We start from the raw sequence: 18,885 nt of genomic DNA on the forward strand, positions 1-18,885 counted from the left end.
GCATACCAACAGGAGTCATTTGTGAGTAAGAAATCAGCAGCAAAACGAAGCGAGAAAAATACAGTGTCGCCAGCAGCGGCTGCCATTGTAATGGAAACCGCCGCCTCCGAACTGAGTTACGATGAAATGTTGACGGAGCTGGAAGCGATTGTCAGCGAAGCCGGTGTGCGGCTGGCTGAAGAAGAAGCCAGCCTGTAGTTGCCTGATTTAATTAAGCAACCTTGCTCGCCATTATCTCAATAATCTGACGATCTGTGTGCTGCATAGCATTGCTTGCCAGCGCACACAGATTGCGAATCGACTGTTCCACATCATTCGCGACAATCCCTTCATTGCCACTGACAGCGGTATTGTCCAGCGCCATCAAAACCGCCTTCCATGCCGAAGCAGCACTGGTAGTGACTTTCATTGCGCAGCTATTTGATGCGCCATCACAAATCATGCCGCTGACATCACCGATCATATTGCTAATCGCCATTGAGATACTCTGATAGCTGCCCTCGATTAGCCAGGTTATCCCTGCCGCAGCTCCCATTGCAGCCGTTGTTGCGGCACACAAGGCAGAAAGCGAAGGTAGCTGATGGTGGATATAAATCGCCGTGAGATGTGAAAGTATCAGTGCCCGCGCCAACTGCTCGCTATCACATCCAAGGTGTTCAGCCACCACCACAACCGGCATGGTCGCTGTAATCCCCTGGTTCCCGGAACCTGAATTACTCATCGCAGGAAGACAAGCGCCTCCCATTCGCGCATCAGACGCAGCCGCGGTGCGGATCATTATGTCGGTTAACAGATCTTTGGCCATTAAGCCTCGTGAACGCTGCCGCTGTAATGTCGAACCAATATGCAAACCATATTGGGCACGAAGCCCTTCGCGAGACAACTCACTATTGAGCAAGGCTGCATCCAGAATGAAGCCAATTTCAACGAAGGGAACACCTTGCGTAAACTCAACGAGTTGCTGAAGGTTAAATCGTTCCATATGGCATTCCTGCCCGTCCTCAACTGGCTGACGTTCTCCTTTTGCATCAAATAGCACTATGCCGTCTTTTTCGATTCTCGTTACTTTTGTGTGCTCACCAGAAATGACCACGGTTGCCGACTCATCTTCGGTATACACAGTGGCGCTGGCGTACAGTATTTCGTCGCAAGGTTTCTGGATTGCCACCATCACTTTACCGCTCGCCAGCAGAAGTTTTCCGGCAGCAATAGCCTCTACCGGTGCACCTTTTAGCACTTCTAAACCAGCGTGAGGATCTCCGCCCAGCGCACCTACTGCAGCGGCAATAGGCAGGCCAACCATACCCGTTCCAGGAACCGTCACACCCATACCATTTTTCATCAGATTCGGTGAAACTTTGGCTTCAATTCGAATCACTCGCCCTGCCAAATGTGAGGCCGCCAATGCACTTGCCAGCGCCAGTGAGACAGGTTCTGTACAACCAACGGCTGGCTTCACATTTTGTTTTACAGCACGGATTAATTCGGCCCATTCAGGACTCATTTCATGATTTGCCATTTTTTAGCCTTAATACTTATAACTACAATACAAACACTCGCTTCTCATGAGAAGGCGAGGAACGGAGAAATGCACAGCAACAACCCGGTAATAATGATGATGACCAGTGAAGCGCCTTTGTATTTATGCAATGCAGGGACTTTATAAACCAACCATGCCGGAATTAAACATCCCACCATGCCAAATATTGGGCTGCAAATTGAAGTGAAGCTTAATACTGGAGCATTGAGTACAATTGCACTCCACGCCAACAATATGGCAAACACCATAATTCCTCGCTGAACCCATTTCTCGTTAATTTTTTCCTCGGGTATTTTGCGGCGTAGAATATTAATAACGATACCTTGAGTCGCCTCACGGAAACCAAGATAAACACCAAAGAAGGCCGTCACCACTGCAAAGATATTTAATATCACGCTCACAACCGTAACCCATGCACCGGAGGTTCCATTAATGAATTGAGCCGCAATAGCAAGTGCAGAAATATTTTGCTCGTAGGCTTTTACTGCTTCGTCATGTCCCATTGCGAGAGTAAAAGATACCGCGTAAAAGAAGACAGTGACGAAAAGCACGCCAAACGCAATATTCATGGCGCGCAGCGCTTTAAAGCGCGCAACCTCCCGTGATTTTTCCTTTGAACGATAAGAAATAACCATTGGACTAAGCGTTTGAATAAACAAAATGGAAGTCAGAGTAAAAGGCAATGTAATGATAGCATTCTTGATAAGTAGCCCCATTGGCGGCAATGTCCCTGCGTTATACAGGTGCCACATGCCTATCATTGATACACCTAGTGCTGCGACGACCAGGAGTTTGGTCAAAACCATAAAGCTCGAAACTTTAAATAAAAGTTTTTCCCCACGCGAGGAGATAGCGACCAAAATACAAATCAGCGCCAGACCATAAAAAGGGTTATCAGACAAAAGCCCTTTGGTCACACCGAAAGTATGTAAATAGGAGGCACTGTCATTCGTAATAGCTGTGGAATAAACGAACATCCAGATAACCAGCATAATGAAATAGAGCGCACCTAATAACACACCCCAGTTCTTACCGAGATATCCACTAATAACACTGGGGTAGTCCTTACATTCCGGTGACTCAGCAAGCGTATTAATAAACAATCGCTGGAAAAGATACATCGCCGGATACCCGACTATCGAGGAGAGCAGAAATACCCACAGCCCCATTAATCCAACCTGTACGGGTAAAAAAACTATCCCTGCACCAATTGCCATACCGATACTCATGATTACCCAGCCAACATCGGTACTATCAAACTTGGTTGCTGCTTGCCACTCACTCTCTGTCATTCCTGCTCGGCCAGATGCTGGAATATCAATCGCAGTAATGCTTCCTATTTCCATAAAAGTGCTCGCTTATATTTGTAGGTTTTAATTGTGATTATTAATTACAGAGTTATTTCCCAGACGATAGAATTCCTGAAATCAATGTTTCCCAGGTCTTATTAGAATTCGAAAAGGATAGCGCGAGCACTGGAGAAAAAATTTGCTACTCCATACAAACAATATGGGTAAAAGAGGAAAAATTTCTCCATTCAGTGAAAAATCCACATATTTACTTTGTATTTTTTGCGATTATGTAGGAAATAATTATTGAGGGGTATTTCTTTACAGTATAACAATTTGTTTTTAAAGGCTTTTATCTAAATCGTATTTCTTAAGGGAAACGGCTTTCACATAAAGGGGTGTGAGCCAGCGCACCAACCGAGGTTAATACCATGTAACATCGCCGGCTCCAGTTTTTGAAGCACTTCACACTCTACAAGCCATTCAGAATTAACATCTAAATATTGTAAATATAAAGTTAAGGTTTAGTGCTTTTCACTGCCATCATGCCATTTCCTTACAGCTAACTATTATGAAAGACGGTTCACGGACGTCTCGCCGTTTTCAATGGCCAGTTGATAAAGCGTAAACGGCGTATGTTTTCCGATAAGCGTGGCCAGCTCTGGCGAATGGCTGGTTAGCCAAATTTGTGTATAGCGGCTCGCTTGCGCAATAAGGTGCGCAAGTGCAGGCAACATTTGTGGGTGCAGGCTATTTTCAGGTTCATTCAATGCAATAAAAAGAGGCGGGCGTGGGCTAAGCAGCGCGACGGTCAGACACAGAAAACGCAGAGTTCCGTCCGAAAACTCAGCTGACTCCAGTGGGCGGTTGATCCCCTGCCGGTGCATCATCATCTGGAAGCGTCCGTTACTGTTATCACAGAAGAACGTACATTCCGGGAACGCCTCATCCAATACCGCATACATCAATTCGCTATCACCAATCTCGACGATAGTCTGGAAAGCGGCGGCCAGGTTTAAGCCATCACCCGCCAGCACTGGCGAACGATAACCCACCTGCGGCAAACGTAAACCAGCCCCTTTAGAGATATCGAACTCATGATAAAAGCGCCAGTTACGGAGCGTTTCACGCGCGCTGGATACTTCCGGATACAAATGCGGTTCACCCAATTGGCCAAACAGAGATTCGTTTTCGTAAAGCGTGGCGGCATGAGTCACTTTTTCACCGTTAACATCGTTGAGAAAAACGGCCTGGTTGCGGCGATGCATAATGGAAGACGAAGGGCGGCGGCGAAACCCGCTCAGCCAGATTTGCTCTTCTTTGACGATAGGATCGAGATCGAACATTGTCGGATACGGCAGTTTGTCGGGGAAGCCGACCTGCAATTCATACTCAAAATCGTCGGTATCCACCGCGAGCGTCATACGACGTGGCGCACTTGCATACCCTTTTGCACGAGCTCCCGCCCACATGACTTTCTGAATCCCACCTTCATCTGACAGCCAGTGCGACAGCATCCCGCCCGCGGCACCATGCATCAAATGGATCGCTTTATAAATGTTGGACTTCCCACAGCCATTCGGACCGACAACCACGTTCAGTTGTCCCAGATCGATGGAGAGTTTGCGCACTGAACGGTAATTGTCGATATGCAGGGATTTGATCATGCAGGGCAGTCCAATGGTGGGAAGAGGTTCTATTATGGCAATAGTTCGTCCTCGCCCCAAAAGAAAAACCCCACACAATTTACATTGCGTGGGGTTTTTATGAATGGTTGAAGCTGACCGATAAGCCGGGTTTGTATCCCATCTAAGCAGGCATCAAAAGCGGTGGTAGCGTGGTTGTAGCCCACAATGTATCCCATTGTGTATCACATTTGCAGTTTCCTATTTTAATATTTTTGCTCCTGGTTTTAAGGACATCCCCCCAGAAATGGAAGTCATGCGTACTGACATATGTTCATCGATGGGGTCATGTCAAAAGTGAAGAAAAGTGAAGCTGATTATCTTTGTAAGACGGAAGGTCTAATCAAAAGACGAGTTTGAATGGTACGGGTAGTGAATATAATATTTTTTGGTGAAGGTGATTATTTTTTCAATTTGTGGTAAATGTTTGAAAAAGTGGATTTAATGCTTTTAGTATCTTTATGAACTACTTCTTAATATTTATCAGAATGTATTTTGATCTGCTAAAAATCATATGGCAATGTTCTATCGATTGAAATAAGCTTTCCTTTTTTAACGGTGATATACCCCCCTTCCTTTAATTCTGCAAGAACACGAAAAACATAACTTCTGGAAATATTGGTCCTTCGAATTATAAAGTTAGCAATACCTTCATTTTCTTGCGTATTTACTGTTCTTCTATAGAGATAACGACGTAACATTGCTTTAATAGTGTGATAACCAGAATCTGCTCTTCTTTCGACATGGACATCTAAAACAACAATGAGCATATATGAAAGAATGGTAGTCAATTCCTTCATGTAGTCCATTGAAGTGTTAAAAAAAATTCGTTCAAAATCACTGGTACTTATTTTTAATATCTTTGCGGAGGTAAGTGCGGTGTAGTTAAACGAAACCATTGGACACAGATACTCCAGTAATCCAACAGGCATATATTCGATGGTTGTACCAATAATTCTGGGATCCTCATCCATGGCGATAGACAGTACACCCTCCGGAACATAATAAATATAACCTGCTTCAGGCATAAGTGGCTCATTGACCTTGAGCATGAAGGATTGAGCACAGGAAATAACTTCACCTTGATGTTTATTTAACTCAAGAGTCCTGTAATGTTCATGAATATTTTCAAAAACAAAGCGCATAAAATCCCCCATCTATGATTGACGCAAATATGCCATCATATTTTCCACGCAGCAACTGCGGTCGTCAATTTTCCCCATAAGTCCCTGCATGGACTATCGAATGTAAAAAATCTGAGTAGACTAACTATCAAGATTAACCCGTAGGCCTTCAAATATCCTGAACGTTTTATACTCATAAAAACGAGTGTTACGGCTATCTGCAACCTCAGAATGGCTTTCCTTCCAGTAGAAGCAGACTACGCTAATCTAAAACTTAACTCTTTGTATAATGGGGTTTCCAATGTTCAATCAACAATTTGCTAAACGATTGATAGAAAGTGCAGTCATAGCGGCTTGCCTGGCGTCTTCTGTCGCTATTGCGGCTGATACCTCAGCGCCAATGTCTCCACTGATGAAGCAACTGAATAACGGTAACTGGTTACCACAACAAGAAGCGACGAACCTTAGTGATGAACTGTATTATCAGGATGCTATTCATGCTTATATTCAAACGCTTCCATTGCTGAACACTATCGGTTTGCGCGATGGTTCAGAGGCCGCGTTTGGTAAAGGCTACAATGTCCTGCCGATCTGGAAAGAGCGTATGGATAGCCGCGCCGTGGTTCCAACACCTAATGGCGATGTCATTTATTCGATGAGCTACTTGGATCTGAAAGAAACGGGTCCTCTGGTCGTGAAAGCACCAGCCAATGTGATCGGTATGTTTACCGACTTCTTCCAGAAAACGATTACGGATGTGGGTGCCATTGGCCCGGATCGTGCTCGTGGAGGTCTGTATCTCCTGTTACCGCCTGATTATGAAGGACCTATTCCTCAGGGATACTACGCGTTCAAATCCTCTACTTATAACGTGTTCTTGTTCTTCCGTACCATTATGGGGAAAGGTGATGGCAAACCAGATCCGACCCCTGCGGTGAAAAATGCCGAAACAACACGCATTTACCCGCTGTGGGACGTGGAAAAAGAAGTGAAGCCGATGCAGTTCCCGGACGCCAGCGGAAAACGCGTCAATATGATGTACCCAACGGATAGCAGCTACTGGAAAAAGCTGAAAGACTTCGTGGACTACGAACCACTGACCGCGATTCCGGATGATACCCGCAGCGCGCTTTTAAGCGTTGGTATTGTGAAAGGCAAACCGTTTAAACCAACGGCTAAACAGCAGGAACTGCTGAAGAAAGCGGTAGAAACAGCGCCACGCATGATCCTCGCTCGCCGTCAGGTGGGTCGTGATGATCAACGTCAGCTGTATTACAAAAATCGCCAGTACGAAAATTCATGGGCAGGTGCAACCGCCGAGTGGATGCAGTACGGCACGCTTGATGCAAACCAGCGTGCATCTTTCTTCCAGATTGCCTATTCCAGCGCTGCGGCGATGGTGATGCACACGACAGGTGCAGGTTCAAAATATCCGTACACAACCAAAGATAATACCGGTAAGCATCTTGACGGAAGCAATACCTATAAATTGCATCTTCCGCCGAATCCACCTGCGGGTCTGTTCTGGGCGGTGACGGCTTATAACATCACCGACGGCACCATGCCTGAAACCGATCAGCTGCTGCCATCCACCAATGGTTACTACAACCTGCCGAAAAATAGCGATGGTTCCCTTGATATCTGGTTTGGTCCGAAAAAACCGGACGGTGTAGCTGATAACGCCTTTATCAAAACGGTGTCTAATCGTAACTTCCTGGTGGCATTGCGTCTGTATGGCACGGGTGATGGATTCTACGATCAGACTTGGGTGCCAGATGATCTGGTGCAAACCAATAAGTAAGAGGTTTTTATTATGAAATTAAAGCATTTGGCACTTTTAACCGCACTGGCATTCAGCGCTGGTGCAATGGCACAGTCTGCGCCGCTGGCCATTCCTCATCCGACTAAGTTTGAAGAAATGGCAACCACACCGGCAGAAGTCACTATGCCGGAAGCCTATGTGAAGGCGATCGCGCAACAGGCTTATATCTGGGGTTGGCCGATGGTAAACCAATTTAACCGTCGCGAAACAATTACCAAAGCTCCATATCCTGCGCTTAATGGCGGAATGGTGCCCGTTGCACCGATGGGTCAGTTGAGTATGTTGACGGACTACATCAAGCCCCAGGAAACCTTTGTGACCTGTCCAAATCAGGATGTGGCTTATGGTCTGGGGTTCTTTGAGCTGGATAAGGGACCCGTCGTCATTCAAGTTCCTGACTTTGGGAAGCGTTTCTGGGTTTATGCCATTTATGATGCCCGAACTAACCAGATTGGCAATATAGGTAAGCCGTACGGAACTAAACCCGGTTTCTATTTGTTGGTCGGGCCAAATTGGAAAGGGGAAAAACCGAAAGGTTTTAATGGTGTAATCCGTTCCAGTACCGAAATGGCGAACATGATCCCACGCATTCAGATGGACGATACGGCTGAAGATCGTACGGCAATTCAAGCCCCGATCAAACAGGTAATGAGCTATCCATTGAGTGAGTTCACTGGCAAGATGAAGTCATATGAATATTCAACTATCCCGTCTATTGGTGGTAAACCTGATCCAGATGCTGGTGAAACAAAATGGGTTATTCCTGAGAAATTCTTCGATCAGCTGGATAATGTGCTGAATAAAGTTCCCGCATTGCCGGGGGAAGAAGCCATGTATGCTCAGTACCATCATCTGATTGAAGCTGGTAAAAAAGACCCGCAGATTCGTAAATGGATGGATGAAGCCGCGGCAGAAACAGATAAGAACGTTATTGCTGAATTTTTCAAATGGAAAAATAACGGCGTACCGGCAGGTAATGGCTGGAACCGTTCGAAGAATAATGCTCAGTTTGGCGTGGATTACTACAACCGCACAGGCACGGCAAAATCGAACATGTTCGATAACAAACCTGATGAAACTCAGTACTTCTACACCGATAATGATGCTCTAGGAAAACCGCTTTCAGGGGATCACGACTATACCGTGACCTTCCCGAAAGGTGGCATTCCGCCGGTGAAGGGATTCTGGTCGTTGACCCTTTATAACAGCAAGCATTTGTTCAGCCCGAATGAACTCAATCGTTACTCTCTGGGGACGAAAAATAAAGATCTCCAATACAATAGCGATGGTTCATTGACGCTGTATGTCAGCAAAACCAATCCTGGAAAAGATAAAGTGAATAACTGGCTTCCGGCACCAGAAGGGGCATTCTCACTTTACATCCGAGCATATTGGGGTGAGAAGGCTATTCTCGATGGCACCTGGCAGCCACCGAAAATTGAGATGGCTAAATAATTTTTTTGAAAACCGATAAGCCCCCTTGTTGGAGTGTCCTCGATTCCATAGACAGTTTCTGTCCTCACGACGAGGCCTTCTCGAAGGCCTCAGGACTGACACCACCGAGATGGCTATGGCGTCGGCTTCGGTTGTAGAACACTTCAATGTAATCGAAGATATCCGCCCGGGCCAGTTCCCGGGTTTTATACATCCGTTTTCTGATACGTTCTTTTTTCAGTGAACTGAAGAACGATTCTGCCACCGCATTATCCCAGCAGTTGCCACGCTGGTGAGCGTCGGCGGGGATATTCTCAACATAGCCAAAAACCTCCGCATGTTGCGCGACTACAAAAGCATCAATGTCATGCTGGGAGAGTTATTTCATCCTTCGTATGATTCTCTGTAATTGATCGCGGTGGATAGTACCAGATCGTAAAAGAGTGAAGAATGGAGTTAGTCGAGAGATGAGGAACTGACATCGGCGCGGGCTATCCGTACCAAGCGAGCAACGGAAAAATTGATTATCAGACAATCTGAAGTAGGCGTAAAAAACGCCGTTACGCTGAAGCGTATGAGGTAGGTAACAATCGTTGATGTATCCCATTCTGTATCTCACTTATACTTCTAAGCACCTGAGATACATCAACTTATTGTTTTTAAAAAAGTTGAAGCTGACCGATAAGCCGGGTTCTGTCGTGGACAGTCATTCATCTAGGCCAGCAATCGCTCACTGGCTCAAGCAGCCTACCCGGGTTCAGTACGGGCCGTACCTAGTGAACCCCTATTTGGCCTTGCTCCGGGTGGAGTTTACCGTGCCACGGACTGTTACCAGCCGCGCGGTGCGCTCTTACCGCACCCTTTCACCCTTACCTGATCCCACTTGCGTGGGCCATCGGCGGTTTGCTCTCTGTTGCACTGGTCGTGGGTTACCCCCCCAGGCGTTACCTGGCACCCTGCCCTATGGAGCCCGGACTTTCCTCCCCTCCGCCCGTCTCCCCCCGAAAGAGGACGACGACGAAGCGGCGACTGTCTGGTCAGCTTCGGCGCGAAGTATAAAGGGTTTGCACCCCGCTGTCACGCCTATACCCGTCATACTTCAAGCTGCAGGGGTGTTGGCTGCAATCACTGACCCCAGTCACTTACTAAAGCAAGCTCCTGGGGTTCATCTCCCTTGCCGCCTACCTGCAACTCGAATTATTTAGGGTGTGTTAGTGATTGATATTCATGCCTATTGCAACCGTTGCTGCAATATTGCGCGATGCGCGATAAATATTATCAAATGCATTTTTCAGTGCTTCTTCCAACGTACCAATACTATTGAGCACGCTATAAACCGCGTCGATGCCATATTGATGGACAACGGCTACATCGCAGGTCAGCGAACCTGCGATGCCAATCACTGGTTTGCGGTACTTTTTCGCCACTGCCGCCACACCTACAGGAACTTTGCCGCGAATACTCTGGCTGTCCATGCGCCCTTCACCAGTCACAACCAGTGAGCAATCATGGATATGTTCTTCAAGATGCAGAGCTTCCGTCACAATCTCTACACCGCTACGTAACTCGGCACCGAGGAACGCCATTAGCGCAGCACCCATACCGCCTGCTGCACCCGCACCTGGTGCGTTTTTCACATCAACACGTAAGTCTTTTTTAATCACATCAGCAAAGTGGGCTAGATTGGCATCCAGCTCAACAATCATTGCTTCATCGGCCCCTTTTTGGGGCCCGAAAATACGTGATGCGCCGTTGTCGCCGATTAATGGATTAGTCACATCGCAGGCAACATTAATTATGCAGTCAGCCAAACGGCTATCCAGGCCTGAAATATCGATGCTGTTCAGGCTCATCAGGCTGCCGCCGCCGTAGCCGATTTCTTTGCCTGTTGCGTCGCACAATTTTGCGCCAAGCGCCTGCACCATGCCTGCGCCGCCGTCGTTCGTAGCACTACCACCGATGCCGATAATAATGTTGCGCGCGCCGTTATCCAGAGCATGCAAAATCAGTTCGCCAGTACCGTGCGAGGTCGTAACAAGAGGGTTGCGGTCCTCGATTGGCACCAGAGCAAGTCCACTGGCTTCGGCCATTTCGATAATCGCGGTTTGGCCGTCGCCGGACATTCCCCAGTACGCCGTAACCGGTTCACCCAGCGGCCCTGTCACTGTAGTGGTGATTTTTTTGCCCTGCGTGGCACTGATCATGGCATCGACCGTCCCTTCCCCGCCATCTGCAACCGGGACCGATATATATTCCGCATCAGGAAATATTTCGCGGAATCCTTTTTCAATCGCCTGTGCCACTTCAACCGCTGAGAGGCTTTCTTTATAAGAGTCGGGTGCGATAACGATTTTCATAGTATGTCCATGCCAAAAGGGCCGAGAAAAACTGGGCATCTGGAGATGCCCATCTCTTTTATTTACCGACTTCTACTTTCGCCAGTTTTTCGTAGTAGCACGCGATAGCACTGTGGTCATCGTTACCGTGTCCGTCTGCACGCAAAGCTTGCATCATTTCCATTACCGCAGCAGTCAGTGGCAGTTGTGCACCAACACCGTGGGATGTATCCAGCGCGTTCGCCAGGTCTTTAATGTGCAGGTCGATACGGAAACCTGGCTTGAAGTTACGCTCCAGCACCATTGGCGCTTTAGCTTCCAAAACGGTGCTGCCCGCAAGGCCGCCACGAATAGCCTGGAAGACTAATTCAGGGTCCACACCCGCTTTGGTAGCCAACACCAGGGCTTCAGACATCGCCGCAATATTCAGCGCCACAATCACCTGGTTTGCCAACTTGGTCACGTTACCCGCACCAATATCACCGGTATGCACGACGGAACCCGCCATCGCTTTAAGCAGGTCGTAATACTTGTCGAAAATCGCTTTATCACCACCGACCATAACTGACAGTGTGCCTTCAATCGCTTTTGGCTCGCCGCCGCTTACTGGTGCATCCAGCATGTCGATGCCTTTTGTTTTCAGCGCTTCGCTGATTTCACGGCTCGCCAGCGGCGCGATGGAACTCATGTCGATAACGACGGTGCCAGGTTTCGCACCTTCGATAATGCCGTTTTCGCCCAACGCGACTTCTTTCACATGTGGGGAGTTAGGCAACATGGTGATAATCACATCACACTGCTCAGCAATCTGTTTTGGTGTGGCAGCAGTTTCTGCACCAGCGGCGATAACTTCAGCAATCACCTCTGCATTACGGTCAGCAACCACCAGGGAATAACCGGCTTTGATGAGGTTTTTACTCATTGGTTTGCCCATGATGCCCAGACCAATAAAACCAACTTTCAGTGTCATAGCGTTAATCTCTCTTTAGATACAGGTGGACGTTATTTTTTAAACTGGTCGCACAACTTTTGTGTGGCAGAGCGGAATACGCCCAAATCACTGCCTACGGCAACAAACGTTGCGCCCCATTCCAGGTAGCGGCGTGCATCGGCTTCGGCTGGAGCCAGGATGCCTGAAGGCTTACCGTGTGCTTTCGCACGAGCAAAAATATGCTCAATTGCGCTCTGTACTTCCGGATGTGACGGGTTGCCGAGATGCCCTAATGCCGCAGACAAATCGCCAGGGCCGACAAAAATGCCATCTACACCGCTGGTCGCGGCAATCGCATCCAGGTTGTCAATACCTTCCTGGCTTTCGATTTGCGCCAGGATGGTGATGTTCTGATTTACTTGTTTGAAGTAATCCACCACGGTGCCGTAGCCGTTACTACGGTGTGAAACCGACACGCCACGGATACCTTCTGGTGGATAGCGGGTTGAGGACACCGCCAGCTCCGCATCTTCCTGAGTCTCAACAAACGGAATCAGGAAGTTATAGAAACCAATATCCAGCAAACGCTTAATCACAACAGGGTCGTTGGTCGGAGCACGCACTACAGGAGCGCTGTGGCTGCCGGTCAGCGCCATCAGTTGCGGAATAAAAGTCGTGATGTCGTTTGGCGCATGTTCGCCATCCAGCACAATCCAGTCGAACCCAGCCAGGCCCAGCACTTCAGTGCTGATAGGATTTGCCAACGCAGACCAGCAACCGATTTGAGTCTGATTTGCTGCCAGTGCTGCTTTGAATTTATTTGGGAAAACGTTGGTATTCATCTGTTGCCCTTATTTATCCAGTTATCTGTTGAGTTAATTACTTCTGCAATTCCATACGTTTAATGTCGCCAACTACGAACAGATAACAAACCATTGCCATCAGCGCCGAGCAGCCAACAAAGATCAGCGCCGCATTGAAGGAGTGAAGTTCAGAAACCAGGTAACCAATCACCAGTGGCGTCACGATAGAAGCGATATTGCCAAATACGTTGAACACCGCACCGCACAGGCCAACCATCTCTTTTGGAGCGGTATCAGCAATCACCGGCCAACCCAGGGCACCAAAACCTTTACCGAAGAATGCGAATGCCATCAGTGCGATAACCAGTGCAGTGCTGTCGGTGTAGTTACAAAGAATGATGGTAGAAGCGAGCAACATCCCGAGAACAATCGGTATCTTACGAGCTACGGTCAGCGAGTAACCGCGTTTGATTAACGAATCCGAGAATACGCCGCCCAACACACCACCAGCAAAACCACACAGCGCCGGTATTGATGCGACCATACCCACTTTCAGAATCGACATGCCTTTATCTTGAACCAGGTAAATCGGGAACCAGGTCAGGAAGAACCAGGTGATGGTGTTAATGAAGTACTGGCCAAAGAACACGCCCAGCATCATACGGTTAGTCAGCAACTGCTTGATGTAATGCAGTTTCGGCCCTTCGACGACTGCGCCGGGCTTTTTGTGGTCCATATCAACCACTGCGCCACCTTTGGAGATGTATTCCAGTTCCTCTTTAGACATACGAGGATGGTCAGTCGGGTTGTGGATAAACTTCACCCACAAGAAGGTAAGAACAAAACCAATGCCGCCCATCACGGTAAATACATGTTCCCAGCCCCATGCGAAGGTCAACCAACCGAGCAATGGAGAGAACAGCGCCAGCGAAAAATACTGTGCAGAGTTAAAAATTGCTGAAGCCGTACCGCGTTCTTTTGTCGGGAACCAGGCGGCAACAATACGGGCGTTAGCCGGGAAAGAAGGCGCTTCAGAGAAGCCGAGCATAAAGCGCATGATGAACATGGAGATACCGGCGTAGGCCAGCGGCACCATATCGACAAAGCCTTGCATGAACGTAAACAGTGACCAAAAGAACAAGCTGTAGGTATAGACTTTCTTCGAGCCGTAGCGGTCAAGTAACCAACCGCCAGGAATTTGCATCAACAGATAAGCCCAACCAAACGCCGAGAAAATATAGCCCATTGAAATTGCACTGAGCTGCAATTCTTTAGCAACTTCAGTACCCGCAATAGAAAGCGTAGCGCGATCTGCATAGTTAATTGTCGTCACAATAAAGATAATTAATAATATTAAGTATCGCGTGTTCTTACCTTTTTTTGATTCGACTACTGTATCCAAAATCATTTTCGACATCCTCTGTAGCGGGCACTTAATGCAAGGATTTTTATTTATATAAAGCGGTATTTCACAATTATCTTTTCGATATAAAAGCTTGGGATAATACCGCTAATTGAAATTAACCTGGTGTTTGTCATTCGCAACACAGTATAGCCAGCACAGAACAAATGAACATTAGGCATTTGCACAATGGATAACACTTTAAAAGCCAAATAATTAAACTTGTGCACATGTTTGTGGGGTGTATTGCACAAATTCGTCGATTGCCCCCGCTGCTGGATAAGGTCTCACAATATTAAGTGATCTTGGTCACATTTTTATTTACCTCGCCCTGACATTCTTTATTTAGCTTGTGAGAAAATCACGATTAGAAAATTATTTTATTAACATTCAGGTAATATCTGGAGAGTAGCGACAATGTCAAATATAGAAATTAAACAGCAACCGCCAGGGTCGTTTTATATAAAAGTTCATGAGACAGATAACGTCGCTATTATTGTTAATGACAATGGTCTGAAAGCAGGCACTCGCTTCCCGGATGGACTGGTGCTCATCGAACATATTCCGCAAGGCCACAAAGCCGCACTGGTGGATATTCCTGCCCACAGTGAAATTATCCGTTACGGTGAAGTTATCGGTTATGCGGTGCGTGATATTCCTCGCGGTAGCTGGATTGACGAATCATTAGTGGAGTTGCCAAAAGCACCTCCACTCAACACCCTGCCATTGGCCACTAAAGTGCCAGAACCCTTACCGCCCCTGGAAGGTTATACCTTCGAAGGTTATCGCAATGCGGACGGCAGTGTAGGCACCAAAAACCTGCTTGGCATCACCACCAGTGTGCATTGCGTTGCGGGCGTGGTGGATTATGTCATCAAAATTATTGAACGTGATTTACTGCCGCGCTACCCGAATGTAGACGGTGTAGTTGGCCTCAATCACCTGTACGGTTGCGGTGTGGCTATCAACGCACCTGCGGCGGTTATTCCAATTCGCACTATCCATAATATTTCTCTGAACCCGAACTTTGGCGGCGAAATTATGGTGGTGGGCCTGGGCTGTGAAAAGCTACAACCAGAACGCCTGTTGGAAGGCACCGACGACGTTCAGTCGATTAACGTGGGCGATGCAAGCATTATGCGTCTGCAAGACGAACACCACGTCGGCTTTAAATCGATGGTCGATGACATCCTGACTGTAGCAGAGCGCCATCTGGTCAAGCTGAACCAGCGCCTACGTGAAACCTGCCCGGCTTCTGAGTTAGTTGTGGGGATGCAGTGTGGCGGTAGCGATGCATTCTCCGGCGTGACAGCAAACCCTGCGGTGGGTTACGCATCTGATCTGATTGTGCGTTGCGGTGGAACAGTGATGTTCTCTGAAGTCACAGAAGTGCGTGATGCCATCCATTTGTTAACGCCACGCGCCATCAACGAAGAAGTCGGTAAACGCCTGCTTGAAGAGATGGAATGGTACGACAACTATCTTGAGATGGGCAAAACTGACCGCAGCGCTAACCCGTCTCCGGGCAACAAGAAAGGCGGCCTGGCAAACGTGGTGGAAAAAGCACTCGGTTCAATCGCCAAGTCAGGTCAAAGCGCGATTGTCGAAGTGCTTTCACCAGGACAGCGCCCAACCAAACGCGGCCTGATTTTCGCGGCAACTCCCGCCAGTGATTTCGTCTGCGGCACACAACAGGTGGCATCCGGCATTACGGTGCAAGTGTTCACCACGGGCCGCGGTACACCGTACGGCTTGTTGGCGGTTCCAGTGATTAAAATGGCAACCCGCACCGCTCTGGCAAACCGTTGGTATGACTTAATGGACATCAACGCAGGCACCATCGCCACCGGCGAGGCGACCATTGAAGATGTCGGTTGGGAATTGTTTAAATTTATTCTTGATGTCGCAAGCGGGCGTAAGAAAACCTTCTCGGATCAATGGGGCCTGCACAACGCCCTGGCAGTATTTAATCCAGCACCAGTGACCTGATTCGTTATCTCTTTCTCTTAGGAGAAGAAACCTTATGGGTTTTACCCCGGCACACGCTCGCGGCAAACTTTCATCACCAGTTGCCGTAACCAGCGATGTGCCGGGTCAACTTCCGAGCGAGGATGCCACATCAACGACACTGTAATTTCATTGGTTTTTACCGGCAGCTCAAAAACATGGAGCCTGGCCTCACCAGAATTCCCATTCATACCCGGCTGATTTAACAGGAAAGTTCCTGGCACCAACGCCACCAAATCGGACGCCTGAGCCACTGCCAATGCAGCAGGAAAACCGGGCACCATCGCCGCAATCTTGCGGGTTAGATTAAGTTCTGACAGCAACACATCAACCGGGCCGGTGCCTCGTTCATGACGGGATACCACCACATGCCCTAACGCGGCATATTTCTCAGGGGTAATTTCCCCGTCTTGCTCCAATGAATGGCCTTTTCTGACCACACCGACGAACCTGTCTCGGTAAAGCGCCGTTAACCGTATTTCTGGCCCCATTTCCCCAAGAACACCCACCTCAAGATCAATCAAGCCTTCACGTAAATACTTCGCGGTTTTCTCCGGTTTTGGCATAAAACGCAGTTGTACCAAAGGCGCGACGACAGCAACGGCGGCAATCAGCGCTGCACCGAAGATTTCGATAAACCCGGCGTTAGTTCGCAGGGTAAAACTGCGTTCAAGTGTCGCAAGATTCAGTGCATGTGAAGAAGGACGAAGAATGGCCCGAGCTTCAAAGGCCGCATTTTGCGCCCGCTCACGGATTTCCTCGGCATACGGTGTCAGCACCATATTACGCCCTGCCCGCACCAATAGCGGGTCGCCAACCGTGGCGCGAAGGCGGCTTAGTGTCCGGCTCATCGCCGAAGCACTTAGCCCCAGGCGATGGGCAGCACCAACCACACTTCCTTCGGCAAGAAGCACATCAAGCGCAATGAGTAAGTTCAGATCGGGTTCAGTCATACGGCATAGTAGCTTGCTCTTTAAAATCAGAGAAGGCGTTTCATGCATGTTATTAATGCAAATGCTGCGTCTTCCGCCACATCTCCAGCCCAGCTATATTTCTGGCACCCACCAGCGAAAAAGAGTTTGAACAGATGGCACTATTTTCCGATAAGCCAGGCGATGAAGGATTACCGGGCCGCGAGCGCGGTTTAGCGATGGCAGCAGTCATGACAATGACAACAATGGCCGTGTTCGATGGCTCGATGATAAACATAGCATTACCCCAAATCGCACGTTCGCTTGATGCCTCAGTGGGTGCCACCGTCTGGGTTTCAAATGGTTATCTGCTCTCTGCGGCGATGACACTTGCGATATTTGCCGCACTTTCCAGCCGCATCGGATTCCGTTCAATTTTCACCTTTGGCCTCAGCGTTTTCACACTGGCCTCCGTAGGCTGTGCGCTTTCAACATCGCTGGATATGCTCATTATCATGCGTGTGTTGCAAGGCATTGGCGGCGCCGCCACATTGAGCATTGGCCCGGCAATCTTGCGCTCAGTTTTCCCCAACCGCCTGCTGGGGCGAATACTCGGGCTGAACGCATTGCTGATTGGCTCAAGCACCGCTATCGCCCCCATTCTTGGTGGAACAATACTCTCAACGATGAGCTGGCAATGGCTGTTTGCGATTAATATTCCGCTGGGCATTATTGCGGTTACCCTTACGCTGCGTGTTATCCCTGATAACCCAGCGTTAAAACGTGAACCATTCGATTTTGCAGGAGCCTTGTTATCTGCCATCGCCTTAGGTGCGCTGATCATGGCCGCTGATGCCTTTACCCATCCTGGCAACGGCGACCTGGCCACGGCGATAATTTACGCCAGCACCGCCATTATCACGGGCATGGCTTTCGTCTGGGTTCAACGACGTGTGACGAAACCTTTACTGCCTCTCGACATCTTCGCTTCTTCGCGGTTTTCACTGGCAGCACTCACGTCACTGGCCTCTTTTGTCAGCCAGGGCATCACCTTCATCGCCTTACCGTTCCTGTTTCAAAGCGTATACGGCTACAGCGCACTGGTTTCAGCATTGCTTTTCACTCCGTGGCCGATAGGCATTATTTTGGCCGCACCGCATGCCGGGCGCCTCGCTGACCGCTATTCTGCGGCGATAATTTCTACGATTGGATTGTGCATCTTCGCCATTGGTCTGGCATTGCTGGCGATGCTGCCAGAGCATGCGCAGGCCTGGGATATTTGCCTTCGTAGCTTGCTGTGCGGCATTGGTTTTGGCTGCTTTCAAAGCCCGAATAATAGAGAGATGTTGTCGAATGCCTCGCGGGAAAACAGCGGATATGCTTCAGGTGTGTTGGCAATCATGCGCACCTTTGGGCAATGCCTGGGTGCCGCGTTTGTCGGTGTAATGATGTCGATTTATGCGCAGAACAGCGCAGTGCATTTAAGCTTGTGGATGGCGGTTATCGCTACGGTTTTAGCGATTATCCTCAGCGTTAGTCGCTTGCGGGGGTATAAATTGTCAGAAGTGTAGTTGCCAGAAATAAAGTGAGAAAATGGCCAA

General features: G+C 48.5%; 14 protein-coding genes, 1 other RNA gene and 1 pseudogene. 5 read left to right on the forward strand and 11 right to left on the reverse strand.

Annotated elements, in window-relative coordinates; genetic code table 11:
• The first annotated feature begins 21 nt into the window (after positions 1 to 21).
• Complete coding sequence (locus tag FH968_RS23665; RefSeq protein ID WP_189389125.1) at positions 22 to 198, forward strand: hypothetical protein; 177 nt, start codon at positions 22 to 24, stop codon at positions 196 to 198.
• A gap of 13 nt (positions 199 to 211) precedes the next feature.
• Here FH968_RS23665 and FH968_RS13650 read toward each other — a convergent pair whose 3' ends face one another.
• The 4 genes from FH968_RS13650 to FH968_RS13665 all read right to left on the reverse strand — a co-directional run bounded on the left by FH968_RS13650 (position 212) and on the right by FH968_RS13665 (position 5,659).
• Complete coding sequence (locus FH968_RS13650; RefSeq protein WP_139880374.1) at positions 212 to 1,519, reverse strand: serine dehydratase subunit alpha family protein; 1,308 nt, start codon at positions 1,517 to 1,519, stop codon at positions 212 to 214.
• Between the two features lie 44 nt (positions 1,520 to 1,563).
• Positions 1,564 to 2,886, reverse strand: coding sequence for an amino acid permease (locus FH968_RS13655; protein WP_139880375.1), 1,323 nt, complete (start codon positions 2,884 to 2,886; stop codon positions 1,564 to 1,566).
• A 512-nt stretch (positions 2,887 to 3,398) separates the two neighbouring features.
• The gene (locus tag FH968_RS13660) at positions 3,399 to 4,496 is read right to left on the reverse strand and encodes an AAA family ATPase (protein ID WP_139880376.1); all 1,098 of its coding nucleotides are present in this window, start codon (positions 4,494 to 4,496) and stop codon (positions 3,399 to 3,401) included.
• A gap of 521 nt (positions 4,497 to 5,017) precedes the next feature.
• Positions 5,018 to 5,659, reverse strand: coding sequence for a helix-turn-helix domain-containing protein (locus FH968_RS13665; RefSeq protein ID WP_139880377.1), 642 nt, complete (start codon positions 5,657 to 5,659; stop codon positions 5,018 to 5,020).
• Between the two features lie 280 nt (positions 5,660 to 5,939).
• On the opposite strand from FH968_RS13665, the gene FH968_RS13670 reads away from it, so the two are divergent.
• Together FH968_RS13670 and FH968_RS13675 are read left to right on the forward strand one after the other, a co-directional pair.
• Complete coding sequence (locus FH968_RS13670; protein WP_139880378.1) at positions 5,940 to 7,439, forward strand: DUF1254 domain-containing protein; 1,500 nt, start codon at positions 5,940 to 5,942, stop codon at positions 7,437 to 7,439.
• A gap of 12 nt (positions 7,440 to 7,451) precedes the next feature.
• The gene (locus FH968_RS13675) at positions 7,452 to 8,915 is read left to right on the forward strand and encodes a DUF1254 domain-containing protein (protein WP_139880379.1); all 1,464 of its coding nucleotides are present in this window, start codon (positions 7,452 to 7,454) and stop codon (positions 8,913 to 8,915) included.
• A gap of 64 nt (positions 8,916 to 8,979) precedes the next feature.
• Here the strand turns inward: FH968_RS13675 and FH968_RS13680 are convergent.
• From FH968_RS13680 to FH968_RS13705, 6 genes and pseudogenes are all read right to left on the reverse strand, one after another.
• Positions 8,980 to 9,186 (reverse strand): annotated as a pseudogene (locus FH968_RS13680) (IS3 family transposase); the annotation flags it as partial.
• 374 nt (positions 9,187 to 9,560) lie between these two features.
• Positions 9,561 to 9,939: RNase P RNA component class A (rnpB, locus tag FH968_RS13685), an RNA gene on the reverse strand.
• Between the two features lie 166 nt (positions 9,940 to 10,105).
• A complete protein-coding gene (gene garK, locus FH968_RS13690; protein WP_139880380.1) occupies positions 10,106 to 11,251 on the reverse strand; it encodes a glycerate 2-kinase in 1,146 nt (381 codons plus the stop codon).
• A 58-nt stretch (positions 11,252 to 11,309) separates the two neighbouring features.
• The gene (gene garR, locus FH968_RS13695; RefSeq protein ID WP_139880381.1) at positions 11,310 to 12,200 is read right to left on the reverse strand and encodes a 2-hydroxy-3-oxopropionate reductase; all 891 of its coding nucleotides are present in this window, start codon (positions 12,198 to 12,200) and stop codon (positions 11,310 to 11,312) included.
• A 32-nt stretch (positions 12,201 to 12,232) separates the two neighbouring features.
• Positions 12,233 to 13,003, reverse strand: coding sequence for a 2-dehydro-3-deoxyglucarate aldolase (gene garL, locus FH968_RS13700; protein ID WP_139880382.1), 771 nt, complete (start codon positions 13,001 to 13,003; stop codon positions 12,233 to 12,235).
• A 37-nt stretch (positions 13,004 to 13,040) separates the two neighbouring features.
• The gene (locus FH968_RS13705) at positions 13,041 to 14,372 is read right to left on the reverse strand and encodes an MFS transporter (RefSeq protein ID WP_139880383.1); all 1,332 of its coding nucleotides are present in this window, start codon (positions 14,370 to 14,372) and stop codon (positions 13,041 to 13,043) included.
• A gap of 411 nt (positions 14,373 to 14,783) precedes the next feature.
• Between FH968_RS13705 and garD the strand changes: the two genes are divergently transcribed.
• Positions 14,784 to 16,355, forward strand: a complete 1,572-nt coding sequence (gene garD, locus FH968_RS13710) for a galactarate dehydratase (protein WP_139880384.1) — start codon at positions 14,784 to 14,786, stop codon at positions 16,353 to 16,355.
• A 41-nt stretch (positions 16,356 to 16,396) separates the two neighbouring features.
• Here garD and FH968_RS13715 read toward each other — a convergent pair whose 3' ends face one another.
• Positions 16,397 to 17,326, reverse strand: a complete 930-nt coding sequence (locus tag FH968_RS13715; RefSeq protein ID WP_139880385.1) for a LysR family transcriptional regulator — start codon at positions 17,324 to 17,326, stop codon at positions 16,397 to 16,399.
• 134 nt (positions 17,327 to 17,460) lie between these two features.
• Here FH968_RS13715 and FH968_RS13720 point away from each other — a divergent pair, with 134 nt between their 5' ends.
• A complete protein-coding gene (locus tag FH968_RS13720) occupies positions 17,461 to 18,855 on the forward strand; it encodes an MFS transporter (RefSeq protein ID WP_139880386.1) in 1,395 nt (464 codons plus the stop codon).
• Positions 18,856 to 18,885: the final 30 nt, after the last annotated feature.

This window comes from Buttiauxella sp. B2, from assembly GCF_006376615.1.
Taxonomy (GTDB): Bacteria; Pseudomonadota; Gammaproteobacteria; order Enterobacterales; family Enterobacteriaceae; genus Buttiauxella.